Consider the following 17,443-nt stretch of genomic DNA (forward strand, 5'->3'; position numbering starts at 1 on the left):
TCACCGTTCGTCATCGTCGGGGCCGCCGTGGGCTGCGGCTTCGTCTGCGCCGTCGAGTGCGGCGCCCTCCGGTGCGGCACCGTCGAGTGCGGCACCGTCGAGTGCTGCGGCTTCCAGTGCTGCGGCTTCCAGTTCGCTCAGCACCAGGTCCTCGATCAGCTCCGCCAGGGCGGCCACGGTGCGGGAGACCAGCACGTCGCGGGGGGTGAGCGTGACGCCGAAGGCGTCGTTGGCGCGGGAGGCGATCAGCAGGGCCCGCATCGAGTCACCGCCGAGCTGGAAGAAGTCGTCGGTGGCGCCGACGGCGGTGTGCAGGGTCTCGGCCCAGATCTCCGCCACCGCCTCCTCGGTGGGCGTGCGGGGCGCCACCCGCCCGGCCGGCTCGGCCTCGCCCGGGTCGGGGGCGGGCAGCGCCGCGCGGTCGGTCTTGCCGCTCGCGGTGAGCGGGAAGCGCTCCAGCACCGCGAAGGCCGCGGGGACCATGTGGCCGGGCAGCGAGCGGGCCGCCAGGGCGCGCAGTTCGGCGCCGGTCGGCGGTTCGCCGCCGGGGGCGGCCAGCAGGTGGGCGACCAGCCGGGGCAGTCCGGGTTCGTCCTCCCGGACGCTCACCACGGCGTCCAGCACGGCCGGGTGGCGCACCAGGACGGCTTCCACCTCGCCCGCCTCGATCCGGTGGCCGCGCAGCTTCAGCTGGTGGTCGGTGCGGCCCAGGTAGTGCAGTTCGCCGTGCCGGTCGCGGCGCACCAGGTCACCGGTGCGGTACATCCGGGCGCCGGGCGGCCCGTACGGGTCGGCGGTGAAGCGGGTGGCGGTCAGGCCGGGGCGGCCGAGGTAGCCGCGGGCCAGGGCCGGTCCGCTCAGCCACAGTTCGCCGGGCACGCCGTCGGGCACCGGACGCAGCCGGGCGTCCAGGACGTACGCGGCGGTGCCGGGCAGCGGGCGGCCGATCGGCGGGGCGGCGCCGTCCGCGGCCAGCGGGGCGGACCAGGCGGCGACCACGGTGGCCTCGGTGGGGCCGTAGGAGTTGACCATCCGGTGGTGCGGGGCCCAGCGGGCCACCAGGTCGGCGCCGCAGGCCTCGGCGCCGACGATCAGGGTCTTCAGCGCGGGCAGGGTGCCCGGAGTGCCGGCCGGCAGGGTGGCCAGGGCGGCGGGCGGCAGCAGGGTGTGGGTGATCCGCCGTTCCCGGAGCAGTTCGGCCAGCTGCTCGCCGAGCAGCGGCCCGGGTTCGGGCACCACCAGTCGGGCGCCGTGCGGCAGGGCCAGGCACAGTTCCAGCACCGAGGCGTCGAAGCTGGGCGTGGCGAAGGCCAACACCCGGTCCCCCTCGGCGACTTGGTAGTGCGCGGCCTCGGCGGCAGCGAAGCCGGCCAGGCCGCGGTGGGTGACCACGACGCCCTTGGGCGTGCCGGTGGAGCCGGAGGTGAAGATGATGTAGGCCGGGTCGTCCACGTCCAGTGGGCGGGTGCGGTCGGCGTCGCTCGGGCGGTGCTCCGGGGCGCCGTCCGAGGCGGCGAGGAGTTCGGCGACCTCCTTGGCGTCCAGGGTCAGCGCGGGCGCGGCGTCGCGCAGCATCGCCGCGATCCGCTCCTCGGGATAGTGCGGGTCGACGGGCAGGAAGGCGGCGCCGCTCTTCGCCACCGCCAGTTCGGCGAGCAGCATCTCCGCCGAGCGGGGCAGCAGCAGGGCGACGATCTCCCCGGGGCCGGCGCCGCGCGCGATCAGCCGGTGGGCGAGCCGATTGGCGTGGGACTCGGCCTCGGCGAAAGTCAGGTGCAGGTCGCCGGCACTCAGCGCGACGGCCTGCGGCCACCGGTCGGCGGCGGTCTCGACGAGGGCGGGCAGGGTCGCCGGGGGCACCGGGGCGAGCGCCGGGCGGGCCGGGCCGTGCAGCAGCCGCTCCCGTTCGCCGGGCGGCAGCAGGTCCAGTTCGTCCAGCGGGGTGGAGCCGTCGGCCGCGGCCAACACGGCCAGGGCGTGCAGCAGTTGGGCGGCCAGCCCTTCGGCGGTCTCCCGGCCGAGGTAGCGGGGGTCGTGGCCGAGTTCCACGGCGAGCCGCTCGCCCGGCGAAACCACCACGGTGAGCGGATAGTTGGTCGCCTCCCGGGCGTCCAGTTCGCGCACCAGCAGGCCGTGCGCACCGGCGGTGGCCTCGCCGACCGGGTAGTTCTCGAAGACCACCAGGCTGTCGAACAGCTCGGTGCCCGGCGGGACTTGGCTCAGCCCGCGCATCCGGGCCAGCGGCAGGTGGTCGTACCGGCGGTCCTCGGCCTGCTCCTCCTGGAGGGTGCGCAGCCAGTCGGCGCAGGGCCTCCGGCCGTCCACCGCGATCCGGGCGGGCAGGGTGGTGATGAACAGGCCGACGATGCCGTCGGAGCCGGGCAGGTCGGCGGGCCGGCCGGAGACGGTGGTGCCGAAGCAGACCCGCTGCTCGCCGCTCCAGCGGGACAGCAGCAGCGCCCAGGCGCCCTGCACCACGGTGTTGAGGGTGAGCCGGTGGCGGCGGGCGAACTCCTGGAGGCCTTCGGTGGTGGCCTCGTCCAGCCGGTGCGAGAGCCAGTCGCCGGAGCGGGCGGTGTCGCCCTGGGCGGGGCGGCGGTCGTAGGGCAGCGCGGTGGGGGCGGCGAGGTCGGCCAGCACGCCGCGCCAGTGCTCGACGGCGGCGCCGGTGTCGCGGGCGGCGAGCCAGCCGACGTAGTCGGCGAAGGGCCGGCGCTCGGGCAGCTCGGGCCGCTCGCCCCGGGCGAGTGCCGCGTGGGCTGCCAGCACGTCCGCGAGGACGTGGAAGACGCTCCAGCCGTCCAGCAGCACGTGGTGGAAGGCCCAGACCACCCGCACCGCGTCCGGGCCGAGCCGGACCAGGTCGAGCTTCAGCAGCGGGGCCCGGTCCAGCGGCAGCGGGCGGGCCCGCTGTTCGGCGAGCAGTTCCTCCAGCCGCTGCTGCCGCTCGGGCTCGGCCAGTTCGCTCCAGTCGTGTTCGGTGACGGGCAGCACGGCTTCCCGGTGGACCAATTGGAGCGGCACCGGGACGTCGCGCAGCACCACCGAGGTGCGCAGCACCGGGGTGCGGTCGACGACGTGCTGCCAGGCGGCGGCCAGCGGCCCTGGGTCGCGGGCGCCGTCCAGCACGAAGGTGATCTGTTCGACGTACAGGCCGTGTTCGGCCTCGTCCAGGCCGTGCAGCACCATGCCGGTCTGGGTGGGGGTGAGCGGCTGGATCTCCGCCGCCTCCCGCCCGGTGCCGGCCAGCCGGTCGACGGCGGCCTGGTCCAGGGCGACGAGCGGGAAGTCGGAGGGGGTGCGGCCGCCGGCGCCGGGTTCGGCGCAGTGGCGGACGATCTCCCGTAGCTCGTCCAGCAGTTCGGCGGCCAGCCGGGCGATGGTGGCGCGGTGGTGCACCGCGCGGGAGTAGGACCAGGTGAAGGAGAGCCGGCCCTCGCTGACCAGGCCGAGCACGTCCAGCAGGTGCGGGCGCCGGGCGGCGCGGTCCATGCCGCCGGTGAGCGGGCCGGCCGGGGCGTGCAGCAGGCCGCCGGGGGCGGCGCCGCGGTCCTGTCGGCCCAGGTAGTTGAAGCCGAGTTGCGGCAGCGCGAGGTCCGCGGACGTGAGGTGGCGCAGTGCGCCGTGGCCGAGGCCGCCGTGCGGGACGGCCCGCAGGCCCTCCTTGACGGCCTTCAGGGCGGCGCCGGTGTCCGCGTCACGGGGCACGTCCAGGGCGACGGGGTACAGCGCGGTGAACCAGCCGACGGTGCGGGACAGGTCGACGCCGTCGAAGAGTTCCTCGCGGCCGTGGCCCTCCAGGGCGACGACCACTCGGCGCCGTCCGGTCCAGCGGGCCAGCACCCGGCCGAGGGCGCAGAGCAGGACGTCGTTGACCCGGGTGCGGTAGGCCTCCGGGACGTCCTGGAGCAGTCGGCGGGTGTCCTCGACGCCCAGGGCGAAGTTCAGCGACTCCTCGGTGTCGGCCGTGTTGGCGCCGTCCAGGTCCACCGGCAGGCCCTCGTCCACCAGCCCTTGCCAGTACGGGAGTTCGTCGTCGAAGCCGCCGGAGGCGGTGTGCGCGGCGAGCCGTTCGGCCCAGGCCCGGAAGGAGGTGCTCTTGGCGCCGAGGTCGGGCCGCTCGCCCGCGCTCAGCGCGCGGTGGGCGCGCTCCAGGTCCTCCAGCAGGATGCGCCAGGAGACGGCGTCCACCACCAGGTGGTGCGCGGCCAGCAGCAGCACCGGGCGGGGATCGCCCGGGAAGCGGCAGAGGGCTGCTCGCAGCAGCGGTCCGGCGGCCAGGTCGAAGCCCTCGGCGAGCCGCTCGGTCAACCGGAGCAGGACGGCCTCCCGCTCCTCGCCCTCGGCCGCCTGGTGGACGTGCAGTTCGGGCGCCTGGCCGGGTGCGCTGCCCCACTGGCGCCACCGGCCGTCGGGGAGCGGTTCGAAGCGCAGCCGCAGCGCGTCGTGGTGCTCCAGGACGGCGGCCAGCGCGGCCCGCAGCGGCTCGGCCCCGGTGTCGGGGGCGAGGGTGAAGGAGACGGACTGGGTGAGCGCGGCCGGGTCGCCGTCGAGGGTGTCCAGCAGCCAGTGCTGGACGGGGGTGAGCGGCGTCTCGCCGGTCACCGCGCCCTGTTCGGCGGCGAGTTCGGGGCTCGGCGACCGCTCGGCGGCGCGGGCGAGTTCGGCCAGGGTCTGGTGGGCGAACAGGTGCCGGGGGGTGAGTGCCAGTCCGGCCCGGCGGGCCGCCGAGACGACCTGGATGCCGAGGATCGAGTCCCCGCCGAGCGCGAAGTAGTTGTCGTCGGCGCCCACGTCGGGCACGCCGAGCACCTCCTGCCAGATCGCGGCCAGGGCGCGCTCGGCCTCGGTGCGCGGGGGCCTGGCGCCGGCTACCGCCTTGACGGTCCAGACCGGCTCGGGCAGGGCACGCCGGTCCAGCTTGCCGGTGGCGCCGAGCGGCAGCCGCTCCAGCGCCACCACCAGGGCGGGCACCAGGTGGTCGGGGAGGGTGCGCCCGAGGAGGGCCCGCCACGCGGCCTGGTCGGGCAGGGCGGCGCCCTCGCGGGGCACGGCGTAGCCGACCAGCCGCTTGTGGCCGTCCTGGTCGACCACCCGGGCGGCGGCCGCCGAAACCTCGGGGTGGTGGGCCAACGCGGCCTCCAGCTCGCCGAGTTCGATCCGGAAGCCGCGCACCTTGACCTGGTCGTCGGCCCGGCCGAGGTATTCCAGCTGCCCGTCCGGGCTCCAGCGCACCCGGTCGCCGGTGCGGTACATCCTCCCTCCTGGCCCGCCGCCGGGCTGGGGGCAGCTCCCGGCCGCCCGGCCGGGGGCGAGGGTCCCATCACCGGGCGGGCCGTACGGGTCGGGCAGGAAGCGGGCGGCGGTCAGCCCGGGGCGGCGCAGGTAGCCGCGTGCCACGCCGGTGCCGGCCAGGTACAGCTCCCCGGGCGCGCCGACGGGCACCGGGCGCAGCCGCTCGTCCAGGACGTAGGCCCGGGTGCCGCCGACCGGCCGGCCGATCGGCGGGTCGCGGTCCGGGTCGGCGGGGTCGCAGCTGTGGGCGGTGGCGTAGACGGTGGCCTCGGTGGGTCCGTAGATGTTCAGCACCCGGCAGCCGGGGACGGCTTCGCGGACCTGGCGCACGGTCCGGGCGGGCAGTCCTTCGCCGGCCAGCACCACGGTGTCGGCGGCGAGTCGGACGGCTCCTTCGGCGAGCAGCCCGCCGAGGGCCGAGGGCACCGCGCTGAGCAGTCCGGCCCGCCAGGGACCAGGGCGCTCGGCCAGGGCCAGCAGGTCCCGGACGAGTTCCACGCAGCCGCCGGAGAGCAGCGGAGCGAAGATCTCGAACACCGACACGTCGAAGTTGAGCGAGGTGGCGGCGATCACGTGGGCCAGCCCGTGGCCGGCGAACTCGGCGGCGGCCCAGTCGGTCAGGGCGAGCACCGAGGCGTGGGCGACCACAACGCCCTTGGGGCGGCCGGTCGAGCCGGAGGTGTGGATGACGTACGCGGGGTGCTCCGGTCGGAGGGCGGTGTGCCGCTCCTCCTCGGGTACGGCGTCGGCGCGGGCGGCGGCCAGTCGGTCGGCGCAGGCCGGGTCGTCCAGCACGATCCGGGTGAACGGGCCGTCCGGCAGCCGCTGTCGGCTCACCGCGGTGGTGACCACGGCGTCGGGCCGGACGTCCTCGAAGAGGTAGGCGATCCGCTCGGCCGGGTATCCCGGGTCGACGGGCAGGTAGGCGGCGCCGCTCTTGAGCACCGCGAGCAGGGCGACGGCCAGTTCGGCGGTGCGGGGCAGCGCGAGGGCGACGAAGCGCTCGGGGCCGGCCCCGGCCTCGATCAGCAGCCGGGCCAGCCGGTTGGAGCGCTCGTCCAGCTCCCGGTAGCTCAGCACGGTGTCGCCGGCCCGGACCGCCGGGGCCTCGGGGGTGCGGGCGGCCTGCCGGGCGAAGGCCTGGGGCAGGGTGTGCCGGGGCGCTTCGCGTACCGCGCCGCCGAGGCGCTCCAGCAGTTCACGTCCCAGGTCCGGTTCCAGCAGCGGAAGTTCGGCCGTCGGCCGGTCGAGGTCGGCCGCCATTCCGGCGAGCAGGGTGCGCAGGCTCGCGCCGAGCCCTTCGACGGTGGCGGTGTCGAAGGCGGCCGGGTCGTGATCGAGGCTGACCTCGATGTCCGCGCCGGGGGCCACCACCACGCCGAGCGGGTAGCTGGTCGGCTCCAGCACCTGTTCGGTCTCCACGCCGAGGCCGTGCCGGGTCAGCGCCCGGGCGTCGAAGGGGTAGTTCTCGAAGACCACGATGCTGTCGAACAGAGCGGTGCCGCCGGGCAGTTCGCTCCAGCCCTGGAGCTGGGCCAGCGAGACGGCGTCGTGCCGGCGGGCCTCGGACTGACTGTCCTGCACCTCCCGCAGCCACTCCAGCAGCGGGCGCCGGCCGTCGATCCTGACCCGGGTCGGCAGGGCGTTGATGAACAGCCCCACCATCGAGGTGACGCCGGGGAGTTCGGCGGGCCGGCCGGAGACGATGGTGCCGAACACCACGTCGTCCCCGCCGCCGTAGCGGGAGAGCAGCAGCGCCCAGGCGCCCTGGAGCACGGTGTTGACGGTCAGCCCGGCCTGCCGGGCGGTGGTGCGCAGCCGCTCGGACAGCTCGGGGCCGAGGGCGACCCGTACGGTGGCCGAGGAGGAGGCGCGGTGGGCGCCGGCCGGGCGGCGGTCCCGGGGCAGTTCGGTGGGGGCGGGGAAGCCGGCCAGGGTGGCCCGCCAGTAGCGCTCGATCTCGGCCCGGTCCTGGCCGGCCAGCCAGCGCAGGTAGTCGGCGTAGGGCGCCCGCTCGACGATGGCGGGCGCTCGGCCGGAGGTGAGGGCGGCGTAGCGCTCGCACACCTCGTCGAAGACCTGGGCGGCGCTCCAGCCGTCGAGCAGCACGTGGTGGAAGGTCCACACCATCCGCACGCTGGTCGGCGTCAGCCGGATCAGGGTGAGGCGCAGCAGCGGGGCGCCGGCCAGGTCGATCCCGGCCGCCCGGTCCTCGGCGAGCAGCCGGGCGGTGTCCTGCTCGACCTGCTCGGCGGGGCGGCCGGTCCAGTCGTGGTGGGCCACCGGGACGACGGCCTTGTGCTGGACGACCTGGAGCGGTTCGGCGCCGTCCTGCCAGCTGAGCCGGGTGCGCAGCACGGCGTTGGCGTCGGCGGTCCGCTGCCAGGCCTCGGCCAGTGCCCGCGGGTCGCCAACCCCGGTGAGCACCAGCCGCACCTGGTTGACGTAGGTGTCGCCGTCCGGGTCGAGCAGGCTGTGGAAGAGCATCCCGGCCTGCATCGGGGTCAGCGGGTAGACGTCGGCGACGCCGCGGCCGTCCCCGGCGATCCGGTCCACCGCCGCCTGGTCGAGCCGGGCGAGCGGGAAGTCGGCGGGGGTGCGGCCGCCGGCGCCGGGCTCGGCGCAGTGGGCGACGATCTCCGTCAGCGCGCCGAGCATGGCCTGGGCGAGCCCGGTGACGGTGTCGGCGTGGTGCCGACCGGCGCTGTAGTACCAGCCGATCTCCAGCTCGCCGTCCTCGATCCGGGCGACCACGTCCAGCAGGTGCGGGCGCTCGGTGCCGGGGGCCTCCGCGCCGCCGAGGCCGCCGGGGACGGCGTGGACGAGGGCGGCGCCGTCGGCGGACCAGTCGAAGCGGCCCAGGTAGTTGAAGCTGATGCCGGGGGCGGGCGCGTCGGTGAGCGCCTCGTCCCGGGCGAGGTGGCGCAGCGCGCCGTACCCGAGGCCGCGGTCCGGCACCGCCCGCAGCTGTTCCTTGACGGCCTTGAGGGCGGCGCCCCAGTCGCCCGCCGGGATGTCGAGGGCGACGGGGAAGAGCGAGGTGAACCAGCCGACCGTCCGGGACAGGTCGAGGTCGTCGAACAGCCGGTCCTCGCGGCCGTGGCCCTCCAGGGCGACGGCGACGGTGGGCCGCCCGGCCCACCGGGCGAGCACCCGGCCGAGGGCGGTGAGCAGCACCTCGTCGATCCGGGTGCGGTAGACCCCGGGGACGTGGCGCAGCAGGGCGTCGGTGCGCTGGTGGTCCAGCCGGACGCTCACCCGGCGCAGGTCGGCGGCGGTGTTGCCGCCTTCGCCGTCCACCGGCAGCGGCTCGGCGCCGGCCCGGGCGGCGGCCGCCCAGTGGGCGCGCTGGTCGGCGAAGCCGCCGGCGGCGGTGTGCTCGGCCAGGCGGCGGGCCCAGGCGCGGACGGAGGTGGTCCGGGCGGGCAGCCGCAGCGGGCGGCCCTCGACGGCCTGCCGGTAGGCGGTCTCCAGGTCCTCCAGCAGCACCCGCCAGGAGACGCCGTCGACGGCGAGGTGGTGGACGGCCAGCAGCAGCCGGTCGGGGCGGGTGCCGTCGGAGGTGGACAGCCGGGCGGTGAGCAGCGGGCCGCCGTCGAGCCGGTAGGTGCGGTGCCCGGCCTCGTCCGGGGCGCCCTCGCAGATCTCCAGCAGCTCGGGCGCCGCCTCCTCGGCGGGGGCGCAGTACTGCCGCCAGGTGCCGTCCTGGGCGCGGACGAACCGGCCGCGCAGCGCGTCGTGGTGGGCCCACAGGGCGGCCAGGGCCCGGCGCAGGGCGTGGGGGTCGACGGCTCCGGGCGTCTGCACCACGACGCACTGGTCGAAGTGTTCGGCGTAGGGCGGGTTCGGATCCAGGAACCAGTGCTGGATCGGGGTCAGGCCGACCTCGCCGCTGACGGGTTCGGTGCCGGCCACGGTGACGGCGCTGCCGGCGGCCGCGGCCAGCGCGGCGACGGTGGGGTGCCGGAACAGGTCGCGCGGGGAGAGGGCGAGGCCGGCGGCGCGGGCCCGGGAGACGACCTGGATGCTCAGGATGGAGTCGCCGCCGAGCAGGAAGAAGTCGTCGTCCAGCCCGACCGGCTCCACGCCGAGCAGTTCGGCCCAGATCGCGGCGAGCAGACGTTCAGTCTCGGTGCCGGGGGCGCGGTGCGGGCGGTCGTCGGCGGCCTGCCGGAGGTCCGGGGCGGGCAGCCGTCGGCGGTCCACCTTGCCGTTGGCGGTGAGCGGGAGTTCGGGCAGCGTGACGAAGGCCGCGGGCAGCATGTAGTCGGGCAGGTCGGCGGCCAGGTGGGCGCGCAGCTCGGCGGCGCCGGGCGGCTGGGCGCCCTCGGCCGGCACCAGATGGGCAAGCAGCCGCTTGCGTCCGGCGTCCTCGCGCAGCGAGACCACCGCCTCGGCGACGGCCGGGTGGGCGGTGAGCCGGGCCTCGATCTCGGCGGGCTCGATCCGGAAGCCGCGGATCTTGATCTGGTCGTCCGCGCGGCCGACGAAGTGGAGTTCGCCGTCCTCGCTCCACCGGACGGTGTCGCCGGTGCGGTACATCCGGGTGCCGGGCGGGCCGAACGGGTCGGCGAGGTAGCGGGCGGCGGTCTCGCCGGGGCGGCCCGCGTAGCCCCGGGCGAGCCCGGCCCCGGCGATGTACAACTCCCCGGTGACGCCCGGGGGTTGCGGCTGGAGAGCGCCGTCCAGGACGTACGCCCGGGTGTTGTCCAGCGGGCGGCCGATCGGCAGCACGGCGGGCAGCTCGTCACCGGCGCGGAAGACCCGACGGGTGGCGAAGGTGGTGGTCTCGGTCGGGCCGTAGCCGTCGACCACGGTCAGGCCGGGGCAGGCCGCCAGGACCTTGCGGACGACCGCGCCGGGCACCGCCTCGCCGCCGGTCCACACCTCGCGGGCGCCGCGCAGACAGCCCGGATCCTCCTGGGCGAGCAGCCGGAACAGCCCGGCGGTCAGCCACAGGCAGCGCACGCCCCGCTCGGTGACGGCGTGCCGGACGGCGGCGGCGTCCAGGTCCTCCGGTGGAGCCAGGACGGCGGTGCCGCCGCGCAGCAGCGGCACCCACAGCTCGTAGGTGGCGGCGTCGAAGGCGTGCGGGGAGTGCACCAGCACCCGGTCGTGACCGGCGAAGGCGCGGTCCAGGGCGAGCGCGGCGACGTCCCGGCGGCGCGCCGCGACGCCCTTGGGGGTGCCGGTGGAGCCCGAGGTGAACATCAGGTACTGGACGTTGTCGGGGTGGACGGCCGCGGGGGCCGCCGCATGCCGACCGCCGGACTGGTCCACCCGCACCACCCGTTCGGCCGGGAGCAGTTCGGTGGCCGTGTCCGCCCAGTGGGCGTCGGTGAGCAGCAGTTCCGCGCCCGCCTCGGCCAGCATCCGGTGCAGCCGCTCGCGCGGCGCCCGCCCGTCCAGCGGCACGTGGACCCCGCCGGTGCGGACCAGCGCCAACTGGGCGACGACCAGCTCCACGGAGCGCTCCATCAGCACCCCGACCGGCTGCTCCACCCGGACCCCGCGCGCGGCCAGCCGCCCGGCCGACTCGGCGGCCCTGGCGTCGAGTTCGCGGTAGGTCAGGCGCTCGGATCCGGCCTCCACGGCGATCGCGTCGGGCGTGCGCAGCACCTGCTCGGCGAACAGCTCGGCGATGTCACCGGCGGGCTGCTCCACAGCGGTGGCGTTCCAGTCGACCAGGACGCGCCGGCGCTCCTCTCCGGTCAGCAGCGGCAGCCGCGCGGGCGGGCGGTGGGCGCCCTCGGGCATGGCGGTCAGCACGGTGGCGAGCTGCCCGGCCAGCCGCCGCACCGTGGACTCGTCGAACAGCCGCGGGTCGTAGCAGAGCCGCAGCGACAGCTCCGGGCCCGGGTAGGCGAGCAGGGCGAGCGGGTAGTTGGTGGTCTCGATCCCGTCCAGGTCGCGCAGCCGCAGGCCGTGGGCGCCGGCCGCGTCCTCGTCGACGGGGTAGTTCTCGAAGACCACCAGGCTGTCGAACAGGCCGCTCTGCTCGGGCAGTTCGGTGCCGGCCCGCAAACGGGTGAGCGGGACGAAGCCGTGCCGACGGTCCTCGTTCTGCTCCCGCTGCAGCACGCGCAGCCAGTCGAGCAGGGTGCCCTCGGCGGGCACCGCGGTGCGGGTCGGCAGGGTGGTGATGAACAGGCCGGTCATCGCCTCGACGCCGGGCAGCTCGGGCGGCCGCCCGGAGGAGGTGGTGCCGAACACCACCTCCGCCCGCCCGGCCTGGCGGCCCAGCAGCACCGCCCAGGCGCCCTGGACCAGGGTGTTGAGGGTGAGCCCGGCGCCGCGCGCGAGGCCGTCCAGGGCCTTGGTCGCGGCGGCGGGCAGGGTGAACGGCACCGCCCGGGTGGACTCCGCGCGGTGGCTGCCGACCGGCTCACGGTCGTAGGGCAGCGGCGTCGCCTCGGCCAGCCCGGCGAGCCGGCCCTGCCAGTACCGCTCCGCCCGCGCGTGGTCGCGCCCGGCCAGCCAGGCCAGGTACTCCCGGTACGGCCGGCGCTCCGGCACGGTGCCGTACGGGACGGCGGTGCCCGAGCCAGGGGCGTCCGACCCCGGGCGAACGAGCGCGGCGTGCACGGCGAAGACGTCGGAGAGCACCTGGAACAGGCTCCAGCCGTCCAGGATCAGGTGGTGGAACGACCACAGCACCCGCACCCGCTCCTCCGGGAGCCGGATCAGCACCAGCCGCTGGAGCGGCGCCCGCGCCAGGTCGAGACCACAGGCCCGGTCCCGGTCCAGCAGCTCGGCCAGCCGGTCGCCGCGCTCCTCCTCGGGCAGTTCGCGCCAGTCCAGCCGGGTGACCGGCACGGCCGCCCGGCGGTGCACCACCAGCAGCGGCTCGGGCACCTGCTGCCAGCGGACGTGGGCGCGCAGCAGCTCGGTGCGGTCGGTGACCCACTGCCAGGCCTCGGCCAGCCGCGCCGGGTCGGGCACGCCCTCCAGGACGAAGTCCAGCTGCTGGAAGTAGGCGCCGCTGTCCTCCTCGGCGAGGCCGTGGAAGAGCATGCCGGACTGGGTCGGGGTGAGCGGCAGCACGTCCTCCACCGCGCCCGGGTCCGCGCCGGTGATCCGGTCCACCGCCGCCTGGTCGAGCCGGGCCAGCGGGAAGTCCGACGGGGTGCGCCCGGCGGCGCCGGGGCCGGCCGCGTACCGGGCGAGGGAGGCCAGCTCCTCGGCGAAGCGCCGGGCCAGCGCCTCGACGGTGGCACTCCGGTGGACGGCCGTGGAGTGGAACCAGGTGAACTCCAGCGCGTCGCCGTCGAGCCGGCCGACCACCTCCAGCGGGTGGGGGCGCCCGGTGCGCGGGTCGGCGTCCAGTTCCAGCGGCCGGAAGGTGCCGTGGAACAGCCCGCCCGGGTCGTCCGGGAGGGCGATCCGGCCCAGGTAGTTGAAGCTGATCCGGGCGGGCGCGGCCGCGGGCGCGGTGCCGGGGCGGCCGAGGTACCGCAGCGCCTCGAAGCCGAGGCCGCGCCGGGGGACGGCGCGCAGCTGCTCCTTGACCCGCTTGAGGACGGTGTCCCAGTCGGCGTCGGCGGGCACGGCCAGGGCGACGGGGTGGCGGGTGGTGAACCAGCCGACCGTACGGCTGAGGTCGAGGTCGGCGAACAGCTCCTCCCGGCCGTGCCCCTCGATGTCCACCACCACCTGCTCCAGGCCGCTCGCCCCGCACAGGGCCCGGCCGAGGGCGCTGAGCAGCACGTCGTTGGCCTGGGTGCGGTAGGTGTCGGGCAGGGTGCGCAGCAGGGCGGCGGTGTCGGCGGCGCTCAGCCGGACGGTGACGGAGCGTTCGGTCGCGTAGCTGTCGGGGCCGTCGAGTTCGGCCGGGAAGGCCTCGGCGGGCTGGGCGGGGATCGCCCCGGCCCAGTACTCCGTCTCGTCCTCGAAGCCGCCGGCGGCGGCGAAGCCGCTCAGCCGCTCGGCCCACTGCCGCAGCGGCGAGGACTTCGCCGGCAGCGCCCCCGTGCCGGCGCGGCGGGCGCGGTAGGCGGTGTCGAGGTCCTCCAGCAGCACCCGCCAGGAGACCCCGTCGACCACCAGGTGGTGGACGGCCAGGTGGAGCACCGGCGCCAGTCCCTCGGCGCGCTCGTGCAGGACGGCACGCAGCAGCGGCGCGCCACCGCCCAGGTCGTACGGGCCGAAGTGCGGGGTGTCCGTGTCCGGGCCGGTGTGCCGGGCCAGGGTGATCCGGGGGGTCGACTCCCGGATCTGCCAGCGCGCGGCGCCGTCGGGCTCGGTGAAGGCCGAGCGCAGCGCGTCGTGGTGGGCGACCAGGTCGTTCAGGGCGTCCTCCAGCGCCGCCCGGTCGAGGTCCTCCGGCAGCAGCAGGGAGAGCGCCTGGCCGAAGTGCCCGGCCCGCCCGGCGGCCCGCTCCAGCCACCAGCGCTGGATCGGGGTCGGGACGGCCTCGCCGGTCGCGGCCGCCGGGGCGGGCGCGACCGGGGCCTCGGCGTCCTCGGCGGCCCGGGCGAGGGCGGCGACCGTCTGGTGCCGGTAGAGGTCCCGGGAGGTCACCGGCAGCCCGGCCCGCCGGGAGCGGGCCACCACCTGGATGCCGAGGATGGAGTCGCCGCCGAGGTCGAAGAAGTTGTCGTCGGCGCCGACCCGCTCCAGCCGCAGCACTTCCGCCCAGATGGCGGCGAGCGCCCGCTCGGCGGGGGTGCGCGGGTCGACATGGCGGACGACGCAGTCGCGGGCCGGCTCAACCGCCAGGCCGCGCTCTTCGACCCGGCCGAGGTGCTCCAGCTCGCCGTCGGCCGTCCAGCGCACCAGTTCCCCGGTGGGGTACAGCCGCTCCCCCGGCCCGCCGTACGGGTCGGCGACCGCCTCCGGCCGGTCATCGCTCGGGACGTACAACTCCCCTGGCACACCGACAGGTTGGGGCCGGAGCGCCCGGTCGAGCACATAGCCCCGCCCGCCGTGCGCGGGCGCCCGCCAGGCGTCGAGCAGCGCGCGCCGCTCCTGCTCGGGGATCAGCGGCAGTTCGGCGAGGGTGCGCTGTGGCCCGTCCGCCATCCCGGCCAGCAGGAGGTGCAGGTGGGCCGCCAGGGCGGCCACCGTCCGCCGCTCGAACAGGTCGGTGTTGTACTCCACGGTCAGCGTGCAGCCGTGGCCGTCCCGCGGGGTGAACTCCAGCACCAGGTCGAAGCGGGCGGCCGGGCGGGGCAGCGGGTGGTCCTCGAAGCGCAGGCCGCCGGTGGGCGCCGGGACGGCGGGGGTCTGCTGGACGACCACGACCTGGACCAGCGGGGTCCGGCTGGGGTCGCGGGGCGGGGCCAGTTCCTCGACCACCCGGTCGAAGGGCACCTCGGCGTGGGCGAAGGCGTCCAGCAGGGTGGTGCGCATCTGCTCCACGAAGCGGTCGACGGTGGCCCGTTCGTCCACGTCGCCGCGCAGCACCACGGTGTTGACGAAGAAGCCGGTCACCTCTTCCAGCTCCCGCCGCTCGCGCCCGTTGGTGACGGTGCCGAAGGCCACGTCCCGCTGGCCGGAGTAGCGCGAGAGCAGCAGCGCGGACGCCCCGGCGAACAGGGTGAACACGGTGGTGCCGCGGCCCGCGGCGAGGTGGCGCAGCCGGTCCACCAGCTCGGCGGGGAGGTGGTGGCGGTGCGCCGCGCCGTGGGTGGTGCGCTCGGCGGGCCGGGGACGGTCGGTGGGCAGCCGCAGGGTCGGCAGCCCGGCCAGGGCGCGCTTCCAGTGGGCGAGGTCCGCGCCGTGGTCGGTGCGGCCCTGTTCCCAGCGCGCGAAGTCCGGGTACTGGAGCGCCGGTCGGGGCAGTGCGTCCGGCTCGCCGGTGGCTTCCGCCCGGTGCAGCGCGGCCAGTTCGCGGGTGAGCACGCCCACCGACCAACCATCGGTGACGATGTGGTGCTGTGCCAGCAGCAGCAGGTGTTCCTGCTCGGCGAGCCGGACCAGCAGCGCCCGGGTGAGCGGGCCGCGGGCCAGGTCGTACGGCCGTTGCAGTTCCTCGGTGAGCAGCCGTTCGGCGGCCTCGGCGCGCCGCTCGGGCGGCAGGTCGGCGAGGTCCTCGGTGCGCAGCGGCAGTTCGGCCCGCTCGCCGACGCGCTGGACGAGCTGCCCGTCGACGGTGGTGAAGGTGGTGCGCAGCGCGTCGTGGCGGGCGGCGAGCCGGTGCAGGGCCCGGCCGAGGGCCTCCCGGTCGACCGGGCCGCGCAGTCGCAGGGCAACGCCGGTGTTGTTCTCGGTGGTGCCGGGGGTGAGGTCGTCCAGGAACCAGAGCCGGTGCTGGGCGCTGGAGAGCGGCAGCGGCTCTCCGCGCGGGGCGGGCGGGATCGCCTCCGGCGGCGCGGCGGTGGGCGGCCGGTCGAGCAGCGGGGCGAGGGCGGCGACGGTGCGGGCGGTGAAGACGTCCCGCAGGGTGAGCCGGATGCCCGCCTGTTCGGCGACCCGGGCCAGGGTTCGGGCGGCGAGGATGGAGTCGCCGCCCAGCTCGAAGAAGTCGTCCGTCGCGCCCACCGTGTCGACGCCGAGGACCTCGGCCCAGATGCCGGCGAGGGTGCGCTCGTGCTCGGTGCGCGGGGCGAGGTGTTCGGCGCCGGCCTGCCGGGCGGGTGCGGGCAGCGCCCGCTGGTCGACCTTGAGCTGCGGGGTGAGCGGCAGCGCGGCCAGCACGACGACGGCGGCGGGCACCAGGTGGGCGGGCAGCGCGGCGGCCAGGGCGGTGCGCAGCCGCGCCGGGTCCGGGGCGAGCGCGGGGTCGGCGGGCGTGGCGTAGCCGACCAGCCGGGGGTGGCCGGGCTCGTCCTCGCGGACCACGACGACGGCCTGGTCGACGGCGGGGTGGGCGCGCAGCGCGGCCTCGATCTCGCCCGGTTCGATCCGGAAGCCGCGGACCTTGACCTGCCGGTCGAGCCGGCCGAGGAACTCCAGTTCCCCGTGGGCGTTCCAGCGGGCCCGGTCGCCGGTGCGGTAGAGCCGGGCACCGGGTGGGCCGAAGGGGTCGGCGACGAAGCGGTCGGCGGTCAGGCCGGGGCGGCTCAGGTAGCCGCGCGCGACGCCCTCGCCGCCGAGGTACAACTCGCCGTCACTGCCGGGCGGTTGGGGCCGCATGGCCTCGTCGAGCACGTACACCCGGGCGTGCGGCAGGGCGGCGCCGATGGTGGGCGAGCCGGTGCCCGCGGCGAGCGGGCCGGTCCAGGTGGCGACGATGGTGGCCTCGGTCGGGCCATAGGAGTTGATCATGCGTCGGCCGGACGCCCAGCGATCGACCAGTTCGGCGGGGCAGGCCTCGGCCCCGACGATCAGGGTGCGCAGATGGCGGCCCGCACCGGCGGGGACGGTGGCCAGGGCGGCGGGTGGGATCAGGGTGTGGGTGATGCGGTGCTCGTCCAGTACGGCGGCGAGTTCCTCGCCCAGCCAGGGGCCGTCCGGGGGGATCACCAGGGTGGCGCCGGTCAGCACGGAGACGAAGAGCTCCAGTACGGAGGCGTCGAAGCTGGGCGAGGAGAACTGGAGCACCCGGTCGCCGGGCCTGATCGCGTAGTTCTCGACGGCCGCCTCGGTGAAGCCGCCGATCCCCCGGTGGGTGACGACGACGCCCTTGGGCGTCCCGGTGGAGCCCGAGGTGTAGATCACGTACGCCGGGTGGTCGAGGCCGGCGGTGGCGTGCGGGCCGGGGTCGGCGGGCCCGTCCGTCTCCAGCAGCTCGCGGACGGCGGCCGGGTCGTCCAGCACGATCGCGGGGGCGGCGTCGCCGAGCATCAGGGCCCGCCGCTCGGCGGGGTAGGCCGGGTCCACCGGCAGGAAGGCGGCGCCGGACCGGGCGACGGCCAGCTCGGCGGCGATCAGCTCCATCGAGCGCGGCAGGACCAGCGCCACCGTCCGCTCCGGCCCGGCGCCGCGCCGCCGCAGCTCGCGGGCCAGCCGCTCGGCCCGGTGTGCCAGCTCCCGGTAGGTCCAGGTGCGCCGGCCGTCGGTCACCGCGGGCGCGTGCGGGGTGCGGGCCGTCTGGGCGGCGAACAGCGCGTCGAGCGTGCGGCTCTCCGGCGTGGAGGCGGCGCCGGCCCGCGGCGCAGCGGACGGAGGCACGGGCTGGGCAGGCCGGTCGGCCATGGCGGAAGGTCCTTCCGGACGGAGGCGACGAACGTGGGTCGGGGCAGGCGGTGGCCGCCCTCGGCCCGGG

Annotated in this window: 1 protein-coding gene; it reads right to left on the bottom strand. The window is 76.6% G+C overall.

What is annotated here, in order from left to right; translation table 11 throughout:
• On the bottom strand, positions 1 to 17,373 hold the full coding sequence (locus QWJ13_RS31335; RefSeq protein WP_316528804.1) for a non-ribosomal peptide synthase/polyketide synthase: 17,373 nt from the start codon (positions 17,371 to 17,373) through the stop codon (positions 1 to 3).
• Positions 17,374 to 17,443 lie beyond the last annotated feature (70 nt).

This window comes from Kitasatospora brasiliensis (assembly GCF_032654805.1).
Taxonomy (GTDB): Bacteria; Actinomycetota; Actinomycetes; order Streptomycetales; family Streptomycetaceae; genus Kitasatospora; species Kitasatospora brasiliensis.